Source organism: Streptosporangium sp. LJ11 (assembly GCF_051918945.1).
Lineage (GTDB): Bacteria > Actinomycetota > Actinomycetes > Streptosporangiales > Streptosporangiaceae > Streptosporangium.
Map to the genome: position 1 here is coordinate 204,868 of NZ_JBPXMB010000002.1, position 16,917 is coordinate 221,784.

14 protein-coding genes are annotated in these 16,917 nt (G+C 71.9%); 11 read left to right on the forward strand and 3 right to left on the reverse strand.

The window, feature by feature from the left end:
• Positions 1 to 66: 66 nt before the first annotated feature.
• The 7 genes from ACTOQ3_RS03490 (at position 67) to ACTOQ3_RS03520 (ending at position 6,527) form a co-directional block, all read left to right on the forward strand.
• On the forward strand, positions 67 to 1,107 hold the full coding sequence (locus tag ACTOQ3_RS03490; protein WP_440081959.1) for an LLM class F420-dependent oxidoreductase: 1,041 nt from the start codon (positions 67 to 69) through the stop codon (positions 1,105 to 1,107).
• A 222-nt stretch (positions 1,108 to 1,329) separates the two neighbouring features.
• A complete protein-coding gene (locus ACTOQ3_RS03495) occupies positions 1,330 to 2,478 on the forward strand; it encodes a M24 family metallopeptidase (RefSeq protein ID WP_440081960.1) in 1,149 nt (382 codons plus the stop codon).
• A gap of 25 nt (positions 2,479 to 2,503) precedes the next feature.
• Positions 2,504 to 3,064: an elongation factor P gene (gene efp, locus ACTOQ3_RS03500; RefSeq protein WP_362848715.1), complete on the forward strand. Its 561-nt coding sequence runs from the start codon at positions 2,504 to 2,506 to the stop codon at positions 3,062 to 3,064.
• On the forward strand, positions 3,064 to 3,474 hold the full coding sequence (gene nusB / locus ACTOQ3_RS03505) for a transcription antitermination factor NusB (RefSeq protein ID WP_362676410.1): 411 nt from the start codon (positions 3,064 to 3,066) through the stop codon (positions 3,472 to 3,474). The genes efp and nusB overlap by 1 nt, the downstream gene beginning before the upstream one ends.
• Before the next feature lie 457 nt (positions 3,475 to 3,931).
• On the forward strand, positions 3,932 to 4,690 hold the full coding sequence (locus ACTOQ3_RS03510; protein ID WP_440081961.1) for a class I SAM-dependent methyltransferase: 759 nt from the start codon (positions 3,932 to 3,934) through the stop codon (positions 4,688 to 4,690).
• Positions 4,691 to 4,727: 37 nt separating this feature from the next.
• Positions 4,728 to 5,966 carry a DNA polymerase IV gene (locus ACTOQ3_RS03515; RefSeq protein WP_440081962.1) on the forward strand — a complete coding sequence of 413 codons (1,239 nt, stop codon included), beginning with the start codon at positions 4,728 to 4,730 and terminating at the stop codon, positions 5,964 to 5,966.
• 147 nt (positions 5,967 to 6,113) lie between these two features.
• Entirely contained in the window at positions 6,114 to 6,527 is a 414-nt protein-coding gene (locus ACTOQ3_RS03520; protein ID WP_344747391.1) for a DUF3040 domain-containing protein, read from the forward strand.
• Positions 6,528 to 6,793: 266 nt separating this feature from the next.
• Here the strand turns inward: ACTOQ3_RS03520 and ACTOQ3_RS03525 are convergent, their stop codons facing one another.
• Genes ACTOQ3_RS03525 through ACTOQ3_RS03535 form a run of 3 tightly spaced genes read right to left on the reverse strand, consistent with a single transcriptional unit; the run spans position 6,794 to position 11,462 of the window.
• Positions 6,794 to 9,235, reverse strand: a complete 2,442-nt coding sequence (locus ACTOQ3_RS03525; protein ID WP_440081963.1) for a transglutaminase family protein — start codon at positions 9,233 to 9,235, stop codon at positions 6,794 to 6,796.
• Entirely contained in the window at positions 9,232 to 10,488 is a 1,257-nt protein-coding gene (locus ACTOQ3_RS03530; RefSeq protein WP_440081964.1) for a DUF58 domain-containing protein, read from the reverse strand. Before ACTOQ3_RS03530 ends, ACTOQ3_RS03525 begins: the two co-directional genes overlap by 4 nt.
• Positions 10,485 to 11,462, reverse strand: a complete 978-nt coding sequence (locus ACTOQ3_RS03535) for an AAA family ATPase (RefSeq protein WP_362676400.1) — start codon at positions 11,460 to 11,462, stop codon at positions 10,485 to 10,487. The genes ACTOQ3_RS03530 and ACTOQ3_RS03535 overlap by 4 nt, the downstream gene beginning before the upstream one ends.
• Before the next feature lie 490 nt (positions 11,463 to 11,952).
• On the opposite strand from ACTOQ3_RS03535, the gene mraZ reads away from it, so the two are divergent.
• From mraZ to ACTOQ3_RS03555, 4 genes are all read left to right on the forward strand, one after another.
• A complete protein-coding gene (gene mraZ, locus ACTOQ3_RS03540) occupies positions 11,953 to 12,384 on the forward strand; it encodes a division/cell wall cluster transcriptional repressor MraZ (protein WP_362848730.1) in 432 nt (143 codons plus the stop codon).
• 226 nt (positions 12,385 to 12,610) lie between these two features.
• The gene (gene rsmH, locus ACTOQ3_RS03545) at positions 12,611 to 13,603 is read left to right on the forward strand and encodes a 16S rRNA (cytosine(1402)-N(4))-methyltransferase RsmH (RefSeq protein WP_362848776.1); all 993 of its coding nucleotides are present in this window, start codon (positions 12,611 to 12,613) and stop codon (positions 13,601 to 13,603) included.
• A gap of 43 nt (positions 13,604 to 13,646) precedes the next feature.
• Positions 13,647 to 14,117: a hypothetical protein gene (locus tag ACTOQ3_RS03550; protein WP_440065092.1), complete on the forward strand. Its 471-nt coding sequence runs from the start codon at positions 13,647 to 13,649 to the stop codon at positions 14,115 to 14,117.
• Between the two features lie 938 nt (positions 14,118 to 15,055).
• Positions 15,056 to 16,891 carry a peptidoglycan D,D-transpeptidase FtsI family protein gene (locus ACTOQ3_RS03555; protein WP_440081965.1) on the forward strand — a complete coding sequence of 612 codons (1,836 nt, stop codon included), beginning with the start codon at positions 15,056 to 15,058 and terminating at the stop codon, positions 16,889 to 16,891.
• Positions 16,892 to 16,917: the final 26 nt, after the last annotated feature.

Here is a 16,917-nt window from a genome sequence, read left to right on the forward strand (position 1 = left end):
ACCTTTGTTGCCGAGACAACGGAACAACATTCGGTTTCGTCGGCACCGCGGAAGGACGATCTCACGATGCGCATCGGTATGGCCCTGAACTACTCGGGGGGCTTCAAGGAGACGGTGGCCGAGCTGGCCGACTACGAGAAGGCCGGTCTCGACATCGTCTTCGTCGCCGAGGCCTACAGCTTCGACGCGGTCAGCCAGCTGGGCTACATCGCCGCCAGGACCGAGAGACTGCAGATCGCCTCCGGCATCCTGCCGATCTACTCCCGCACCCCCGCACTGCTGGCCATGACCGCCGCGGGCCTGGACTACGTCTCCGACGGCCGCTTCACCCTCGGCCTGGGCGCCTCGGGCCCGCAGGTCATCGAGGGCTTCCACGGCGTCCCGTACACCGCGCCGCTCGGCCGCACCCGCGAGGTCATCGAGATCTGCCGCCAGGTCTGGAGGCGCGAGCGCCTGACCTACGAGGGCAGGCACTACACCGTCCCGCTCCCCGCCGGCCAGGGGACCGGCCTGGGCAAGCCGCTGAAGCTCATCAACCACCCGGTCCGCGACCGCATCCCCGTCGTGATCGCCGCCATCGGTCCCAAGAACGTCGAGCTGTCCGCCGAGCTGGCCGAGGGCTGGGAGCCGATCTTCTACGTGCCGGAGAAGGCCGCCGACGTGTGGGGCGCCTCCCTGGCGGCGGGCAAGGCCAGGCGGGACCCGGCGCTGGGCGAGCTGGACGTGATCGCGCAGGCCTCGCTGGCCATCGGCGACGACGTCTCGGGCTGGCTGGAGCTGGGCCGCCCGATGGCGGCCCTCTACATCGGCGGGATGGGCGCCAAGGGCAAGAACTTCTACAACGACCTCGCCCGCAGGTACGGCTACGAGAAGGAGGCCGAGCAGATCCAGAACCTCTACCTGGAGGGCAAGAAGGACGAGGCCGCCGCGCTCGTGCCGTACGAGCTGCTGGAGAAGATGTCCCTGATCGGCCCCGAGGGACACGTCCGCGAGCGCCTGCAGGCCATGCGCGAGTCGGGCGTCACGACCCTGAACGTCGCCCCGCTGGCCGGCACGCACGAGGAGCGCGTCCGGCTCATCGAGAAGGTCAGGGAACTCGCCTCCTGACCCCCCTCGCCCGCGGACGGGCACGCGTCCGCCTCTCCCGCCTCCCGCTGGACGAGTGCGCGGCCAACGTGGGCGCGGCCAGGACGGGCGCGTGACCAGGACGGGCGCGCGGCCGGCGTGGGTACGAGGCCAGGACAAGCGCGCGATCGGGCGGGAGGGTGGCGGGACCGGGCACGACCACGGTGACGACATCCGGTCAAAGCGGTTAATAGCATGCGTGTCATGACCGCCACCCATGCCCGCCGCCGCGCGAACCTCGCGGCCCTGCTGCCCGCTCACGAGGTGGACGCGCTCCTGGTCACCGGCGGCGTGAACGTGCGCTACCTGACCGGCCTGGCCAGCTCCAACGCGGCCGTCCTGGTGCGGGCGGACGCCACCGCCACGCTGGCCACCGACTCCCGCTACATCGGGGCCGCCCGGCGCGTCTGCGCCGACATCGAGGTGGTCGAGGAGTCCGACGTCGCCGGGGCCCTGCTGCCGGAGAGCGGCCGGACGGGCATCGAGGCCGACCACATGTCCGTCGCCGGCTACTTCCGGCTGGGCGGGGAGTCCCTGCGCCTGTCCGGGGTGGTGGAGTCGGTGCGCATGGTCAAGGACGACGCCGAGCTCGACCTGATCCGCACCGCGTGCGAGATCACCGACCGCGCCTTCGCCGAGGTCCTGCCCGAGCTGCGCCCCGGGCTGACCGAGAAGGAGGTCGCCAGGTCGCTGGAGCGCCGCATGATCGAGCTGGGTGCGGACGGGCTCGCCTTCGACTCGATCGTCGCGAGTGGGCCCAACGGCGCGATCCCGCACCACTCGCCCGCGGACCGGCCGCTGGAGCGCGGGGACCTGGTCACCATGGACTTCGGGGCGCTGTACCGGGGCTACCACGCCGACATGACCAGGACCGTGGCGATCGGCGAGCCCGCGGGGTGGCGGCGCGAGCTGTACGACCTGGTCCAGGCCTCCCAGCGGGCCGGCGTCCTGGCCGCGAGGGCCGGCGCGGCGCTCCACGAGGTGGACGCCGCCGCCCGGGACCTGATCGGGGAGGCGGGGTACGGGGAGTTCTTCAAGCACGGCCTCGGCCACGGCGTCGGGCTGCAGATCCACGAGGCGCCGTTCCTGTCCCAGAGAAAGCCGGAGGACCGCCAGGCAGGGCCGGAGGACCACCCGGGGGAGCCGGCGGACTCCCCGCAGCCGGAACGATCTTCACGAGAGCCGGAGCGCGACCATGGGCACGCTAGACTTGAGGATCGAGTTCCGGTAACCGTTGAACCTGGGGTTTACCTTCCCGGCAGGGGCGGCGTCCGCATCGAGGACACGCTCGTGGTGCGCGATGGCGGGCCGGAACTTCTCACACGGACGACCAAAGAGCTGCTCGTCCTTTAAGAGCGGCCGTACGCAGGAGAGACTAGTGGCGACGACGAACGACCTCAAGAACGGCCTGGTGCTCAAGCTCGACGGCGGTGAGCTCTGGGCCGTCGTGGAGTTCCAGCACGTCAAGCCCGGCAAGGGCGGCGCGTTCGTCCGCACCAAGCTCAAGAACGTGCTATCGGGCAAGGTCGTCGACAAGACCTTCAACGCGGGCGTCAAGGTCGAGGTGGCCAACGTCGACAAGCGCGAGATGCAGTTCTCCTACATGGACGGCGACGACTACGTCTTCATGGACACCGAGAACTACGACATGCTCCACGTCACCAGGGTGGCGGTCGGCGACGCGGCCAACTACCTGCTGGAGAACATGCTGGCCACCGTGGCGATCAACGAGGGCAACGTCCTCTACGTCGACCTGCCCGCGGCCGTCGAGCTGATCGTCGCCGAGACCGAGCCCGGCCTCCAGGGCGACCGCTCGACCGGCGGCACCAAGCCCGCCACGCTGGAGACCGGCGCCGAGATCAAGGTGCCGCTCTTCATCACCACCGGCGAGAAGGTCAAGGTCGACACCCGCACCGGCGATTATCTCGGCCGCGCCTGATGTCGGCACGGGGTAAGGCGCGCAGGCGCGCGCTGGACATCCTCTTCGAGGCCGAGGCGCGTGGCGAGGACCCGCTCGGCGTTCTCGCCGAGCGCCTCGCGCGGGCCGAGCCGCCCGTGAACGAGTACACCACGACGATCGTCGAGGGCGTGTGCAGGCACCGGGCGCGCATCGACGAGCTGATCACCACCTACTCCGAGGGCTGGACGCTCGACCGCATGCCGGCGGTCGACCGCAACCTCCTGCGCGGTGGCACCTACGAGCTGCTGTGGATGCCCGACGTCCCCGAGGGCGTCGTCATCAGCGAGTGGGTCAGCCTGGCCTCCGAGCTCTCGACCGACGAGTCGCCGCAGTTCGTCAACGGCCTGATGGCCCGTTTCAAGCAGCTCAAGCCGTCCCTGGCGCTCTAGACGCCGCCACGGGGAGCCCGGAGCCCCGGTCTCCCCGCGCGGTGCCCCCTCCGCCGGAGGTGTCCCCTTTCCTCCGGGCTTGCCCGCGGGGGCGGTCCGCGTCCGGAAAAAGACTCGATCAAGCGCGAGTATGGATAAGTCCTTGGGCCGCGCCGGGGGACGCGCGACGTAGGCTGGGCTTGTCGTTGGACAATCAGGATGAACACCCTGTCCTTCGGGCAAGAAGGAAACCCTTCTCGCCCTGCCGGTTCAACCCGTTAGGGTTGGGGGGTCCCGCGGCAGCCAGGTGGGACTTGTGGTTTCAAACGCGGCAGGGCGTGCCGTGTCTGCGCGGGGAGGCTTCGGGGTTACCCGGGCCGGTGAACCGCGAACCGACAGACCCGACCGGCGGTCGGGTGCTGAAATCCGGGGCTCTCGGGCCGTGGAGGACGTCAACGTACGAGGAGGCGATCTGAAGTTGCACGCCGTAGGCATCTCACGGCAGCCGGGCACTCCCGCGGTCCGCACAGCGGTCGTGTGGGACGTCCTGAGTGCCGTGCTGGCCGAGCGGGTGGCCGCGACAGGCCGTGAGCGGCTCGACATCGTCGACGCCGGAGGCGGTACGGGGGGTTTCGCCGTTCCCCTGGCCGGCCTCGGGCACGCCGTGACGGTCGTCGACCCCAGTCCCGACTCGCTCGCCGCGCTGGAGCGCCGCGCGGCGGAGGCGGGGGTGGAGGTCCGCGCCCTGCAGGGTGACGCCGCGGACCTGGAGGAGCTGCTCCCGACCGGCGGCACCGACCTGGTGCTCTGCCACAGCGTGCTGGAGTACGTGGAGGACCCGGCCGGCGCGGTGAGGGCCATGGCAGGCCTGCTGCGCGAGGGCGGCGTGATCAGTGTCCTCGCCGCCAACCCGCTGGCCGCCGCGCTCCACCGCTCCATCGCCGGCAGGTTCGACGAGGCCCGCCAGGTGCTGGACGACCCCGAGGGCCGGTGGGGCGACCGCGACCCCACGCCCAGGCGTTTCACCCGCGAGGCCCTGGAGCGGCTCCTCGCCGTGACGGGCTTCGCGCCCGGCGAGGTCCACGGTGTGCGGGTCTTCGCCGATCTGGTGCCCAGCAGGCTGCTCGACGGCGAGCCCGGAGCCGCCCGCGCCCTGGTCGCCCTGGAGCAGGCGGCGGCGGCGCACCCGGTGCTCCGCGACATCGCGACCCAACTGCACGTGCTTGGCCACCGGTGAACGCCGCGTCGAACGTCTGTTCCCGTAGGATGGCGCCGTGTCGAGAAAGCAGCAGATACCGCGCCCGGGCTCCGATCTGGGGGCGGACGACACCGGCTGCCCGATCCTTCACGTCGACATGGACGCCTTCTACGCGGGCGTCGAGCTGCGCGACCGTCCCGAGCTCCGGGGCACCCCCGTCATCATCGGCGCGCCCGGGGCGCGCGGGGTGGTGCTCAGCGCCACCTACGAGGCCCGGAGGTTCGGGGTGCACTCGGCCATGCCCATGACCCGGGCCCGACGGCTCTGCCCCCAGGCGGTGATCATCCCGCCCAGCCGGGGCAAATACGCGGAGGTCTCCCGGCGCGTCATGGAGATCTTCCAGACCTTCACCCCCGAGGTCGAGCCGATCGCCTCCGACGAGGCGTTCCTCGACGTCGGCGGGGCCCGCAAGCGTCTCGGGCCGCCGACGGCGATCGCCCGGATGATCCGTGAGCAGGTCGAGCGCGAGCAGGGCATCACCTGCTCCGTCGGGGTCGCCAACAGCAAGTTCGTGGCGAAGCTCGCCTCCCAGCACTGCAAGCCCGACGGCCTGTTCGTGGTGCCCGCCGACAGGGTGGTCGACTTCCTGCACCCGCTCCCGGTGGCGGCGCTGTGGGGCGTCGGGGAGCGCACCGAGCAGTCACTGGCCCGCCTCGGCATCAAGACCGTCGGCGACCTCGCCCGGGTCCCGGTGGACACGCTCCAGCGGGAGCTGGGCCAGGCGGCGGGCGCGCACCTGTCGGCGCTCGCCTGGGGGCGCGACGAGCGCCCGGTGACCCCGGACGTCCCCGACAAGAGCATCGGCGCGGAAGAGACTTTCGCCACAGACATCGCCGATCCCGCGGAGATCCGCAGGGAGCTGCTCCGGCTCTCGGAGCGGGTCGCCGCCCGGCTCAGGAAGGGTGGCAGCGTCGGCCGCACGGTGAGCGTCAAGCTCCGCCGCGCCGACTTCACCACCATCTCCCGGTCGCGAAGCCTGCGTGAGCCCACCGACGTCGCCAAGATCCTGTACGACGTCTCCTGCGCCCTCTACGCCGCCTCCGGCCTGGAGAACGTCCGCCTGAGGCTGGTCGGCGTACGGGTGGAGAACCTCAGCCCGGCCGCCGGGGCGACCCGGCAGCTCGGTCTCGGAGAGCGCGAGACGGGCTGGCGGGAGGCCGAGCAGGCGATGGACAGGGCGGTCCGGAGATTCGGTCATGATGCCGTCCTTCCGGCCTCCCTTGTTCGCCCTCCGTTTGATGGAATAGATCCATGATTCCGCCTCCGGTTTGGACTACGTTGGACGTTTTCTTTCGTCTACGTCTACAGCCTCGTATTCTGGGGATAACCGACCGCGAGGTTCGGACACCCCGTGTCGTCCGTCACCGTCTTCCCCGTCCTGGGGCTGTCCTTGGGAGGCGCCGTGCCGCTCTCTGAGCACGAGCAGCGCTTGCTCGACCAGATCGAGCAGGCCCTCTACGCCGAGGACCCGAAGTGGGCCAATACCGTCAGGATCAGTGATCCTCGCAGCCACTACAGGCGCCGCCTGGTGAAGGCCTTCATCGGTTTCATCCTGGGCGTCGTCCTGCTGATGGTCGGCGTCGTGATCAACAACGTCCCGCTCGGCATCCCGCTCGGCGTCGGCGGTTTCGTGGTCATGCTCGCCGCATGCCTGTGGGGTCTGTCCAGCTGGAAGCGGATGAACGGTTTCGGCGAGGCCAACGCGGCCACGCCCGCCGATCAGCCGCGAGGCAAGGGAGGGCGCCGTGCCGGCTCCCGCCAGAGCTTCATGGAGCGAATGGAGGAGCGCTGGCGCCGTCGACACGACGAGCGCTAGCCCGGCAGGGCCCGCCGCCGTCCGCGGCGGGCTCCCTCCCTGACGGATCCCCCTGTGCCGGCGAGGGCCACTCGCGGCGTGCGAGCGGCCCGCGTCATCCACCGGCCCCTCGTCCGCCGATTCCCCGCGCGCTCAGCGATCGTTCGCCACCCCGTCCTGAGGGTTACTGTTCCGTACCCTCCCGGCGGCCGAGGATCCCGGCCCGGCGCCTCGATCGTCGTCCCCGGTGATCGGGACGCGGTCGTGCGTCCCGATCACCGGGGGCGCTAGGCGCCCTTCCTGGCGGGCCTGCGGAACCGGATGTTCTCCAGACGGTCGAAACCGTCCAGCACCCGCCCGCCCAGCGCCCGCATCCGCAGGAGCGTGGAGGGCGGCAGCAGCACCGCTCTGATCCGCCTGCCGCGGGTCGCGGTCGCCGTCAGCGCCCGGCGCACGCTCCGCATGTCCTCGCGCAGGGTACCGATCTCACCCGGGGTCCTGGCGTAGAGCGTCCGCTCCACCGCCGCGGCGATTCTCGCCAGCGCGGCGGCGGCCTCCGGCTCGAACACGTACTGCTCCGCCAGCCGCCCGGCCAGCGCGCGCGGGCTCTCGCTCGCCTGCCGGGACATCCCGTAGTCGCACAGGGCGTCGTCGAGTTCGGTCCACGCGGCCGTCACCGCCGGCTCCCGGCGCCCCGCCCTGACTCCCGTGGGGGAGGCGGTACCGCCGGGATCCGCAGCGGCCGGCGCCCCGTCGGCCGGGTCCCCGGCCCGCCGTGAGTATGACCTGCGGCGGCTGACCCGCAGCTGCCAGCGGATCAGCGCGGGGATCAGCGCGACCAGCAGCGCGATCGCGACCCCGATGCCGATCCGGCCGGCCGGCGGCATCCCCTCGTCCACCGGGGTCAGCGCTCCGCCGAACTCCCTGTCGAGCATCTCGTCGCGGCGGTCGTTCGCCGGCCCGGTCGGCGAGTCGGAGCCGGTGGGGTCCGACGACGGTGCCGCGCTCGGCTCGTCGGGGGTGTCCGGCGCCACCTCGGGGCGGGTGTAGGACGGCACCGTCGCGCTGCCCTGGCCCGCTCCGCCCGCCGGGGTGGGTTCGAAGCGGAGCCACCCGGTCCCCTCGAAGTACAGCTCGGGCCAGGCGTGCGAGTCGTGGGTGCGGACCTGCCACCCCGCGGAGGTGACGCTGCCCCCGGTGTAGCCGATGGCGACCCGGGAGGGGATGCCCAGGACGCGCGCCAGCACCGCCATGGAGGCGGCGAACTGCTCGCAGTAGCCGGTCCTGTTGCGGATCAGGAAGTCCGTCAGCGCCGGGCCGTTGTGCCCCTGGGTGGCCAGGCTGTAGGTGAACCCGCCGCTCTTGGTGAAGAACTCCTGCAGCTGGATCGCCTGCTCGTACGGGCCGGCGTCCCGCTCGGTCTCCTGCAGGGCCAGCCGCCTGATCTCTTCCGGCAGGCTCTCCGGCAGCGTCAGGTACCGTTCCCTGATCGCCGTCGCGGGCGGGGCCGCCGTCTTGAGCCGGTCGGCCGTGGGCTCGGGCTCGGCGGTGACGGCCTGGTACGTCAGGCCCCCGGCGGTGTTCCGCGTGGAGAAGACCATGAGCGTGTCGCGGTCGGGCCGCCAGTCGCCCGCCACCGTGACCTTGGACACCGGATAGGGCAGGGGGAGGAAGCTCAGCCTCCTGACCTGGTCGCTCACCGTGACGGTGAGGGTCGCCGGGGTGACGGGCACGCCCGCGCTCTGGCCGGGGGGCGGGGGCATCGGCGCGTCGGACGTCCGGTCCTCCGGACGGCCCCTGGGCTCCGACATCGTCCACTGCTCGCCGTCGAAGATGTCGAGCGAGTACATCCTCAGGTAGCGCGGCGTGCTGTCGCTGGCCTTGTAGGTCAGGACGGTGGAGTTCTCCGGCAGCGACAGCTGGCCGCGCAGGTTGACCATGGGGTTCGGGATGCTGATCGAGTTGCCGCCGCCCCTGCCGTTGCCCACGCCGAAACCGAACAGCGGGTTGGGCTCCATGGTGGGCAGCAGCGCGGGCAGCAGGACGGCCAGCACGATCGCGGTGAAGCCGATGCGCTTGCCGGAGAGCCGCAGGGCCCCGCTGTCGGAGGACGCGGGCCGGGTGACGGTGAAGGACGACGTGCGGCGCACCAGCACCGCGCGGCCCCAGCGGCTGACCCGCTCCCGCCCGTCGGCGACGAGGACGCCCAGGTAGCCCAGGGCCCCGATGATGAACGCCGGCCAGCTGATCGGCTCGGCGACCACCGCCGCCGGGACCGTGAACAGCGCCAGCAGCGGCAGCCCGGTGAGGGCCGCCCTGCGCAGCCGCGCGGCCAGCAGGTCCACCAGGACGGCGATCAGGCCGACGCCGCCGCAGGTCAGCAGGACGATGCCGGTGCTGTCGGGCACCGGGGCGGCGAACCGCTGGATGTCGGCGAAGCCCGTCGTGAGCAGCCTGTCCAGCCTGGCGACCGAGTCCCAGGTGGGGACCACCCTCGCCCACGCCTCGTCCCCGGCGAACACCGCCGTCAGGTAGATCCACACGCCCAGCACCTGCGCGGGCGGCGCCAGCCAGCCGGGCAGCGTGTAGTGGCCGGCCAGCACGCCGATCCCGGTCACGACCAGGATGACGCCCAGGCTCGACCAGAACCAGGCACCGCCCTGGAAGAGCGGGTAGAGCGCGATCGCGACCGCTCCGGTGGCCACGCCCGACGCGATGGAAAGTCTCATGAGCCACCCCTGCTCGCCGCGAATCGTCCGCGCTGCGCGACGTCCTGCCACACGCTCGCGACGGAGGCGCCGGCGGGCAGCCGCACGACGCGCCAGCCCGTTCCGGTGAGCACCGACCGCGCCGCCTGGAACTCCTCGTCCTCGCCCAGCTCGGGATGCTCCCACGCCTCCACGTCCAGCATCACGGCCACGCCGGTCACGTTGCCGTGCCTGGCCCTGGACAGCTCCTGAGCCTGTTCGAGGTCCATCTTGCCGAGCACGGCCACGATCAGGCCGTCGCCGCCGCCCTGTCGCAGCGCGCCGACGCCGTACTCCAGCGACCGCGCCGTGCTGGCCCGTACGACGGCCAGGGTGTCCAGCAGCGACAGGCTCAGCCCGCTGTCGGTGAGGTGCTCGGCACCCTGGTCGGTGACCAGGCGCAGGCCGAGACCCTCGTGGGCGAGATGCACGCCGATGGAGGCCGCGGCCGAGACCGCCGCCTCGAACGACGAGCGCGGGCCCTCGCCCCGGTGGGCGTAGCGCCGGGTGTCCAGCAGCAGCGCACCCCTGCTCTGCCACTGCTGTTCCTCGCGCCGCACCATCAGCTCGCCGTGCCTGGCGGTCGAGCGCCAGTGCACCCGCCGCAGGTCGTCGCCCTGGCGGTACTCGCGCGGCGCGACGTCGTCGTCCCCTGCCGCCGCCACGCTCCTCGTACGGCTGTCGCCGCCGCCCGTCCACTCGCCGGCCAGGCGGACGTGGGGCAGGGCCACCACCTGGGGCGTCACCATCAGCGTGTCGCTGATGGTGAACGACCTGGTCAGCTCGACCAGGCCGAAGGGGTCGCTGATCCGGATGGAGAGCGGTCCGATGCCGAAACGCCCGCGCAGGTCGGAACGGACCCGGTAGTCGATCTCCCGGATTCCCTGCGCCTCCACCCGGTCCAGGACGAACCTGGGGCGGGCGCCGAGGGCGTAGGGAACGGTGTCCTCGATCATCAGCAGGCCGGTCGGCAGCCGGGTGACGTTCTCCAGCCGCAGCGTCACGGTGGCCTCGCTGCCCACCTCGGCCCTGGGCGGGTCCAGGCGCCGGGCGCAGCTCAGCCGGTAACGGGTGCGGGCGACGACCATGGCCGCCAGCAGCGGCAGCGAGATGACCAGCACGCCGATCCTGAGCAGGTCGTGCTCGCCGAGGATGAAGGCGCACAGCAGCGCCGCGACGCCGGACGCGAGGAAGGACCGGCCGCGGGCGGTGAGCGCCTTGAGGCCGGAGGTCACCGGGTCTGGGCCTCGGGCACGGGCACCCGGCGGACCAGGTCGGCGATCACCTGCTCGGGCGGGCGGCGCTGCCCCTGGGCCTCGATGCTGGGCAGCAGCCGGTGTGCCAGGACGGGGACGCACAGTTCCTGCAGGTCGTCGGGGATGACGTAGTCGCGGCCCGCGAGCGCGGCGTGCGCCCGCGCGGCCCTGACCAGCTGCAGGGTCGAACGGGGGGAGGCGCCCAGCCGCAGGTCGGGGGACTGGCGGGTGGCGGTCACCAGGTCGATCGCGTACTTCTTGATCGGCTGGGAGACGTAGACCCCGCGCACCGCCTCGATCAGCGCCTTCACCTGCTCGGTGGTGGCCACCGGCTCCAGCTTGTCCAGCGGGGAGGCGGCGCCGTGCACGTCGAGCATCTCCAGCTCCGCGGAGGGCGCGGGGTAGCCCATCGCGATCCGGGCGGTGAACCGGTCGCGCTGTGCCTCGGGAAGGGGGTAGGTGCCCTCCATCTCGATCGGGTTCTGCGTCGCGATCACCATGAAGGGGGAGTCCAGCCGGTAGGTCGCGCCGTCGACGGTGACCTGATGCTCCTCCATGCACTCCAGCAACGCCGACTGGGTCTTCGGCGACGCGCGGTTGATCTCGTCACCCACCACGATGTTGGCGAAGACCGGGCCGGGCTTGAACTCGAACTCCCTGGTCTGCTGGTTGTAGGCGCTCACTCCGGTGATGTCGCTCGGCAGCAGGTCGGGGGTGAACTGCACGCGGCGCACCGGGCAGTCGATGGACCGCGCCAGCGCCTTGGCGAGCATGGTCTTGCCGACTCCGGGCACGTCCTCGATGAGGAGGTGCCCCTCGGCGAGCAGTACGGTCAAGGTCAGGCGGACGACGTCGCTCTTGCCCTCGATCACGGATTCGATCGACTGGCGGATCCGGTGCGCGGTGACAACAAGATCATCGAGCTGTGGTGAGACGTCATGGGTTACTGCCACCAGGCCTCCATGAGGGTGCGGCGGTTGCGCGCCGGGGGGTTGCCGTTGCGGAATCTTTGCGATCCCGTAACTCATTCTGCTTACCGACACTACGGCGCCGTGCGTTCCCTCGGCGACTTTATGCGGTCATCAGGGCTGATTCCGGGTAAACAGCCATAGTGTGTGCCGCCGCTGTCGCGGTCCTGTACGGGTGGCGTGCCGATCCGGTGACGGGGCGGGGTTCGGCCTTCCATCATTCTTCACCGCGCTCCGGTTTATTTCATGATCTTTAGCCTATTCGGCGGGCCTACCCGACACGCCCAGGGCGTACGAGGGGCCGCTTACCCCCTCCACTCCGCACCACCCCATTTGAACTGGGGAAATGGCGGTGAAACCCGTCGTGAAGAGGCGTGGAATCAGTTGACGGTGGAGAGAAGTGGAGTATGGTGGTGCGCAGTGGAGGGCAGGGCTGTGACGCCTGGCGCTCCGCTGGGCACGGGAGGTGAGGCCGGTGTTCCTCGGCACCCACCACCCGCGTCTCGATGACAAGGGACGGCTGTTCCTGCCGGCGAAGTACCGCGAGGAGCTGGCGGAGGGTCTGGTGATCACCAAAGGCCAGGAGCGCTGCCTCTACGTCTTTCCCGTAGAGGAGTTCCAGCGCATAACCGAGGCTCTGCGCACCGCGCCGGTCACCGCCAAGGCGGTCCGTGACTACAGCCGTGTCCTCTTCGCCAGCGCGTCCGACGAGGTCGCCGACAAGCAGGGCCGGATCACCGTTCCACAGGCTCTGCGCGAATACGCCAGCCTGCGCCGCGACTGCGTCGTCATCGGGGCCAACACCCGGCTGGAAATCTGGGACGCGCACGCCTGGAGCGCCTATCTGGCCGACCAAGAGCAGGCTTTTGCCGATCTGTCGGAGGAGGTGCTGCCAGGGATTCTGTGACTCCACGGTCGACTCATCGGTAAAACGTCGTTCGGCGAGGTCTCCACCCGCAACCACCTGCCCGTCAGCTGATGCACCTTCCCCGGTGTCAGGTGACGGGCGGACACGCGGGTGCGGATGGGGACCTGGCCGGACGGCCCCGGGGGTGGGGGCCAGTTTTCAAGACACCGGTGAGCGTCCGCCGCGCGTCCACGGGACGGGGCGGGAAAGAGGGGGGTTGCGCTTCATGCGCGCCGAGAACCACAACCATGATCTCCAAACGCCCGGGGGTCACGTCCCCGTCATGCTCGACCGGGTGCTGGAGTTGCTCGCTCCGGCGCTGGCCCGCCCCGCCCCCGTCCTCGTCGACGCCAACCTCGGCCTCGGCGGTCACGCCGAGGCGCTGCTCGCCGCGCACCCCTCGCTCCACCTGATCGGGATCGACCGCGATCCCACCGCCATCGAGCGTTCCACCGCCAGGCTCGCCCCGTACGCCGACCGGATCACGCTGGTCCGCGCGGTCTCCGACGAGCTTCCCGAGGTGCTGGCCGAGGTGGGTCACCCTCGCGTCGACGCGGCGCTGTTCGACCTGGGCGTCTCCTCCCCGCAGCTGGACGAGGCCGAGCGGGGTTTCGCCTACTCCTACGACGCGCCGCTGGACATGCGGATGGACCGCGACGAGGAGCTGACGGCCGAGGTCGTGGTCAACACCTACCCGGCCGCCGAGCTGATCCGGATCCTGCGGGATTACGGAGAAGAACGATTCGCCCCGCGTGTCGCGCACTTAATCATCAAGGAAAGGGCCAGGGAGGCCATAACGTCTACCAAGCGGCTTGCGGAGATCGTCAGGACGGCGATCCCGGCCGCTACTCGCAGGACCGGGGGAAACCCCGCCAAAAGGACTTTCCAGGCGTTGCGGATCGAGGTGAACGCGGAGTTGACGGCGCTGGAACGCGCGCTCCCAGCCGCGCTCGACGCATTGACGCTGGGCGGGCGCGTCGTCGTGCTCGCCTACCACTCCCTTGAGGACCGGCTGACGAAGCAGGTCATCACCGCGCGGACCAGGGACACCGGCCCTCCCGGCCTGCCGGTCCCGCTGCCGGCTCACCAGCCGCGGTTCGCGCTCCTGACAAGGGGAGCCGAGCTTCCGAGCGAAGAGGAGGTGGCCCGCAACCCGCGGGCGGCCTCCGCCCGGTGTCGGGCGGCAGAGAGGATCCGTGAGGCAGTTGACGAGGAGTGAGACAGACGTCCGTCGCGCCGCGCCCAGCCGCGGCGCGCGCCCTGTGCGCGTCCCCCGCGCGGTGCCGCAGGGATACGGGACCAGGCCGGCCAGGCCGGCGCCCGCCGTCGCTTCGGCCGCGCAGGTCAAGGCCGCGGCACCCGGGGCCGCAGGGCCTCCCGCGGCCCGTCGCGCCCGGCCGCCGAGGGCTCCTTTCCTGCTGCTCGTGGTCGGCCTGCTCTGCGGCGGCCTGGTGAGCCTGCTGCTGCTGAACGCCGTGCTCGCCCAGGACTCCTTCAGGGCCAACGGGCTGCGCAAGGAGATCAGCGACCTGCGCATCCAGAAGGAGAGCAAGAAGAGCGCCAACATGCGGCGGGAGATGCCGGACGCGGTGGCGAGGAGCAACGAGCTCCAGGGACTGGGGCCCGACTGGGACACCGCGCGCGTCATCGACCCCGACAGGCCCGCCGTCGGGGTCGCCGGCGACGTCCAGACGCCCGCGGGGCAGGAGCGAGCGCCGGGCACGGGCCAGTGAGGGAGACCGGCGGCCAGACCGGCGGCCCGGGTCCTGGACAGGGCCGCGGCGGTTCCACCGGAGGGCCGGTCGGAGGCTCGGGCCGCCGCTCGCCCGGCGGCCCCGGCCGTACGGCCAGGCCCGGCGGTTCCCCCGACGTTCCCGGTAAGCCCGGAAGACCCGGTTCCGGTGACGCCGGGGCTCCCGGCGTGCCCGGCGGCCCCCATGGACCCGCCCCGCGCAGGTCCCCGGCCCCGGGCACCCCCGGTTCGGGAGCCGCCGGAGGTTCCGGCCGTGCGGGTTCCTCCGGGGGGGCGCGGGAGGCCGAGGGGCCGGGCAGGTCCGGCTCGTCGGGCAGGCCCGGTGCCGGCCGTGCGGGTTCCGCCGACGGGGCGGGCTCTTCGGGCAGGCCGCCCGCGGGTTCCGGCAGGGGGCAGGGGGCCGAGGGGCCGGGCAGGCCGGGCTCCTCCAGGGGGCGGCCGTCCCCGGCCGACGGCCCCGGTAAGGGACGGGGAACCGGCAGGCCACCCGCGCCGGGTGGATCCGGCCGGGCGTCCGCCTCCGGCGGGTCCGGCAGGCCGCCGGCCCCGGAAGGTTCCAGCAGGTCCGACAGATCAGATAAACACGACAAATCAGCCAGGCCGGGCAGGCCTGGCTCCCCGTCGAGGCCGTCGGCCGCGGGCCCGTCCGGCAGGTCCGGTTCCCCGGGCAGGCCGGGTCCCACCGGCAGGTCCGGTTCCGGCGCGCGACCGCCCGCTCCCGACGGGCCGGGCAGGGGAGGGCGGCCGGACGGCAGGGGTGGTGTTCCCGGCGCTCCCGGCAGGCCCGCCCGCCCCGAGGCGCCGGGCAGGACCTCCGCCTCCCGGCCGGGCGGTCCGCCGGGTCCCGAGGCGCCGCGCGGGCCGGTGCGGTCCTCGCGCTCGGAGGAGCCGCCGGACCCGCTGGGCTGGGTACGGTCCGTGCCGAGGCGCGGGGCCGGGCGGCCCGGGGATCGCGAGCACACCCGCGCGGCGACGCGTGGCGGCGGTGGCAGGCCGCCACGGCCCCCGGCGCGCCCGTCCGCGGTGCTGCGCCTGGGCAACCCCCGCAGGCGCATCGGCATCGGCCTGATGGCGATGACCTTCGTGCTGTCCATCTTCGCGGGGCGGCTCATCCAGCTCCAGGGCCTCGACTCGAAGGTGTACACGGCGGAGGCGGCCAAGCAGCGCGTGCAGGGTGAGAAGCTGCCCGCCAGACGAGGCTCGATCACCGACGTCAACGGTCACGAGCTCGCGCTGACCCTGGAGGCCCGCGAGATCTTCGTGGACCCGTCCGAGGTCTCCGCCGCGCAGCGCGACCGGGTGGCCACGATCCTGGCCAAGGAGCTGGGCACGCCCAAGGAGTCGATCGCCGCCAAGCTGGCCCAGAGCACCAGCCACTACCAGCAGCTCGCCGCGGCCGTCGACCCGGCGCTCGCCCAGCGGATCATGACGTACGACCTCAAGGGGGTCGGCAGCAAGCACCGCTACCGGCGCGACTACCCGGGCGGCGACCTGGCGGGCACCTTGCTGGGTTTCGTCGGCACCGACGGCACCGGGCTGGCCGGGCTGGAGAGCACCTACGACAAGCTGCTCGCGGGCCGCGACGGCGAGCAGATCATCGAGACGGGCGCCAGGGGGCAGCGCATCCCGATGACCCGCAGCACCGTCCGGGCGCCCGTCGAGGGCAGGGACCTGCGGCTCACCATCGACCGCGACGTCCAGTGGGCCGCGCAGAAGGCGATCAGCGAGCAGGTCAAGGCGACCGGGGCGCGCACCGGCAGCGCCATCGTGATGGACACCCGGACCGGCCGGGTGATCGCCATGGCCAACGCGCCCGAGCTCGACCTGAGGAACTGGATGAACTCTCCCGGCGCCGACCGGGTCAACCGGTCGGTCACGGACGTGTTCGAGCCGGGCAGCACCAACAAGGTCATCACCGCCGCGGCGGCCCTGGAGTCGGGAGCCGTGCGGCCGGACAGCCTGTTCACGGTCGACGACGAGATCAGGTGCGCCGACCGGGTGCTGAAGGACTCACACCCGCACCCCACCGAGCGCCTGACCTTCTCCGGCATCGTGGCGACCTCCAGCAACGTGGGCACGATCCTCGCCACCCAGAAGATCGGCGACGAGAAGCTCCACTCGATGCTCCAGCGCTTCGGGTTCGGCACGAAGCCCGGCACCGGGCTGCCGGGGGAGGAGGCCGGGCTCCTGCCCGACTGGAAGAACTGGTCGGGCAGCCAGCGCTGCACGATCGCGTACGGCCAGGGGGTCTCGGTGACGGCGCTGCAGACGGCCAGCGTCTACCAGACCATCGCCAACGGCGGGGTGCGCGTCACCCCGCAGATCGTGGCCGGCACCACCGGGGAGAACGGCGTGTTCACGCCGTCCCCGCCGGGCAAGCAGACCCGGGTGGTCGGCGAGCGTACCGCGCGGGAGGTCGCCACCATGCTGGAGGCCGCCGTGAGCGAGGAGGGCACCGGGAACCTCGCCGCGATCGACGGCTACCGGGTGGCGGGCAAGACGGGTACCGCGATGCGCTACGACACCAGATGTCAGGGCTACTGCGGATACACCGCGACATTTGTTGGTTTCGCCCCCGCGGACAAGCCCCGGCTGGTCGTCCTGGCGGTCCTCCAGGACCCCCAGGAGGGCCACTACGGCGGGGAGATCGCCGCCCCGGTCTTCAAGAAGGTGATGACGTTCGCGTTGAAGAGCGGGAAGATCCCGCCGACCGGAACCAGGCCGTCCCCGGTGCGGATACGCGCCGGAGAGTGACGAGTGAAGGTACGCTCTCGCCGTGC

What these genes read in the sequence shown, in the direction of transcription:
- ACTOQ3_RS03490 (WP_440081959.1), top strand. Translation starts at nt 67, where the DNA reads ATGCGCATCGGTATGGCCCTGAACTACTCGGGGGGCTTCAAGGAGACG.
- nusB (WP_362676410.1), top strand. Translation starts at nt 3,064, where the DNA reads ATGTCGGCACGGGGTAAGGCGCGCAGGCGCGCGCTGGACATCCTCTTC.
- ACTOQ3_RS03495 (WP_440081960.1), top strand. Translation starts at nt 1,330, where the DNA reads ATGACCGCCACCCATGCCCGCCGCCGCGCGAACCTCGCGGCCCTGCTG.
- rsmH (WP_362848776.1), top strand. Translation starts at nt 12,611, where the DNA reads ATGCGCGCCGAGAACCACAACCATGATCTCCAAACGCCCGGGGGTCAC.
- ACTOQ3_RS03525 (WP_440081963.1), bottom strand. Translation starts at nt 9,235, where the DNA reads ATGAGACTTTCCATCGCGTCGGGCGTGGCCACCGGAGCGGTCGCGATC.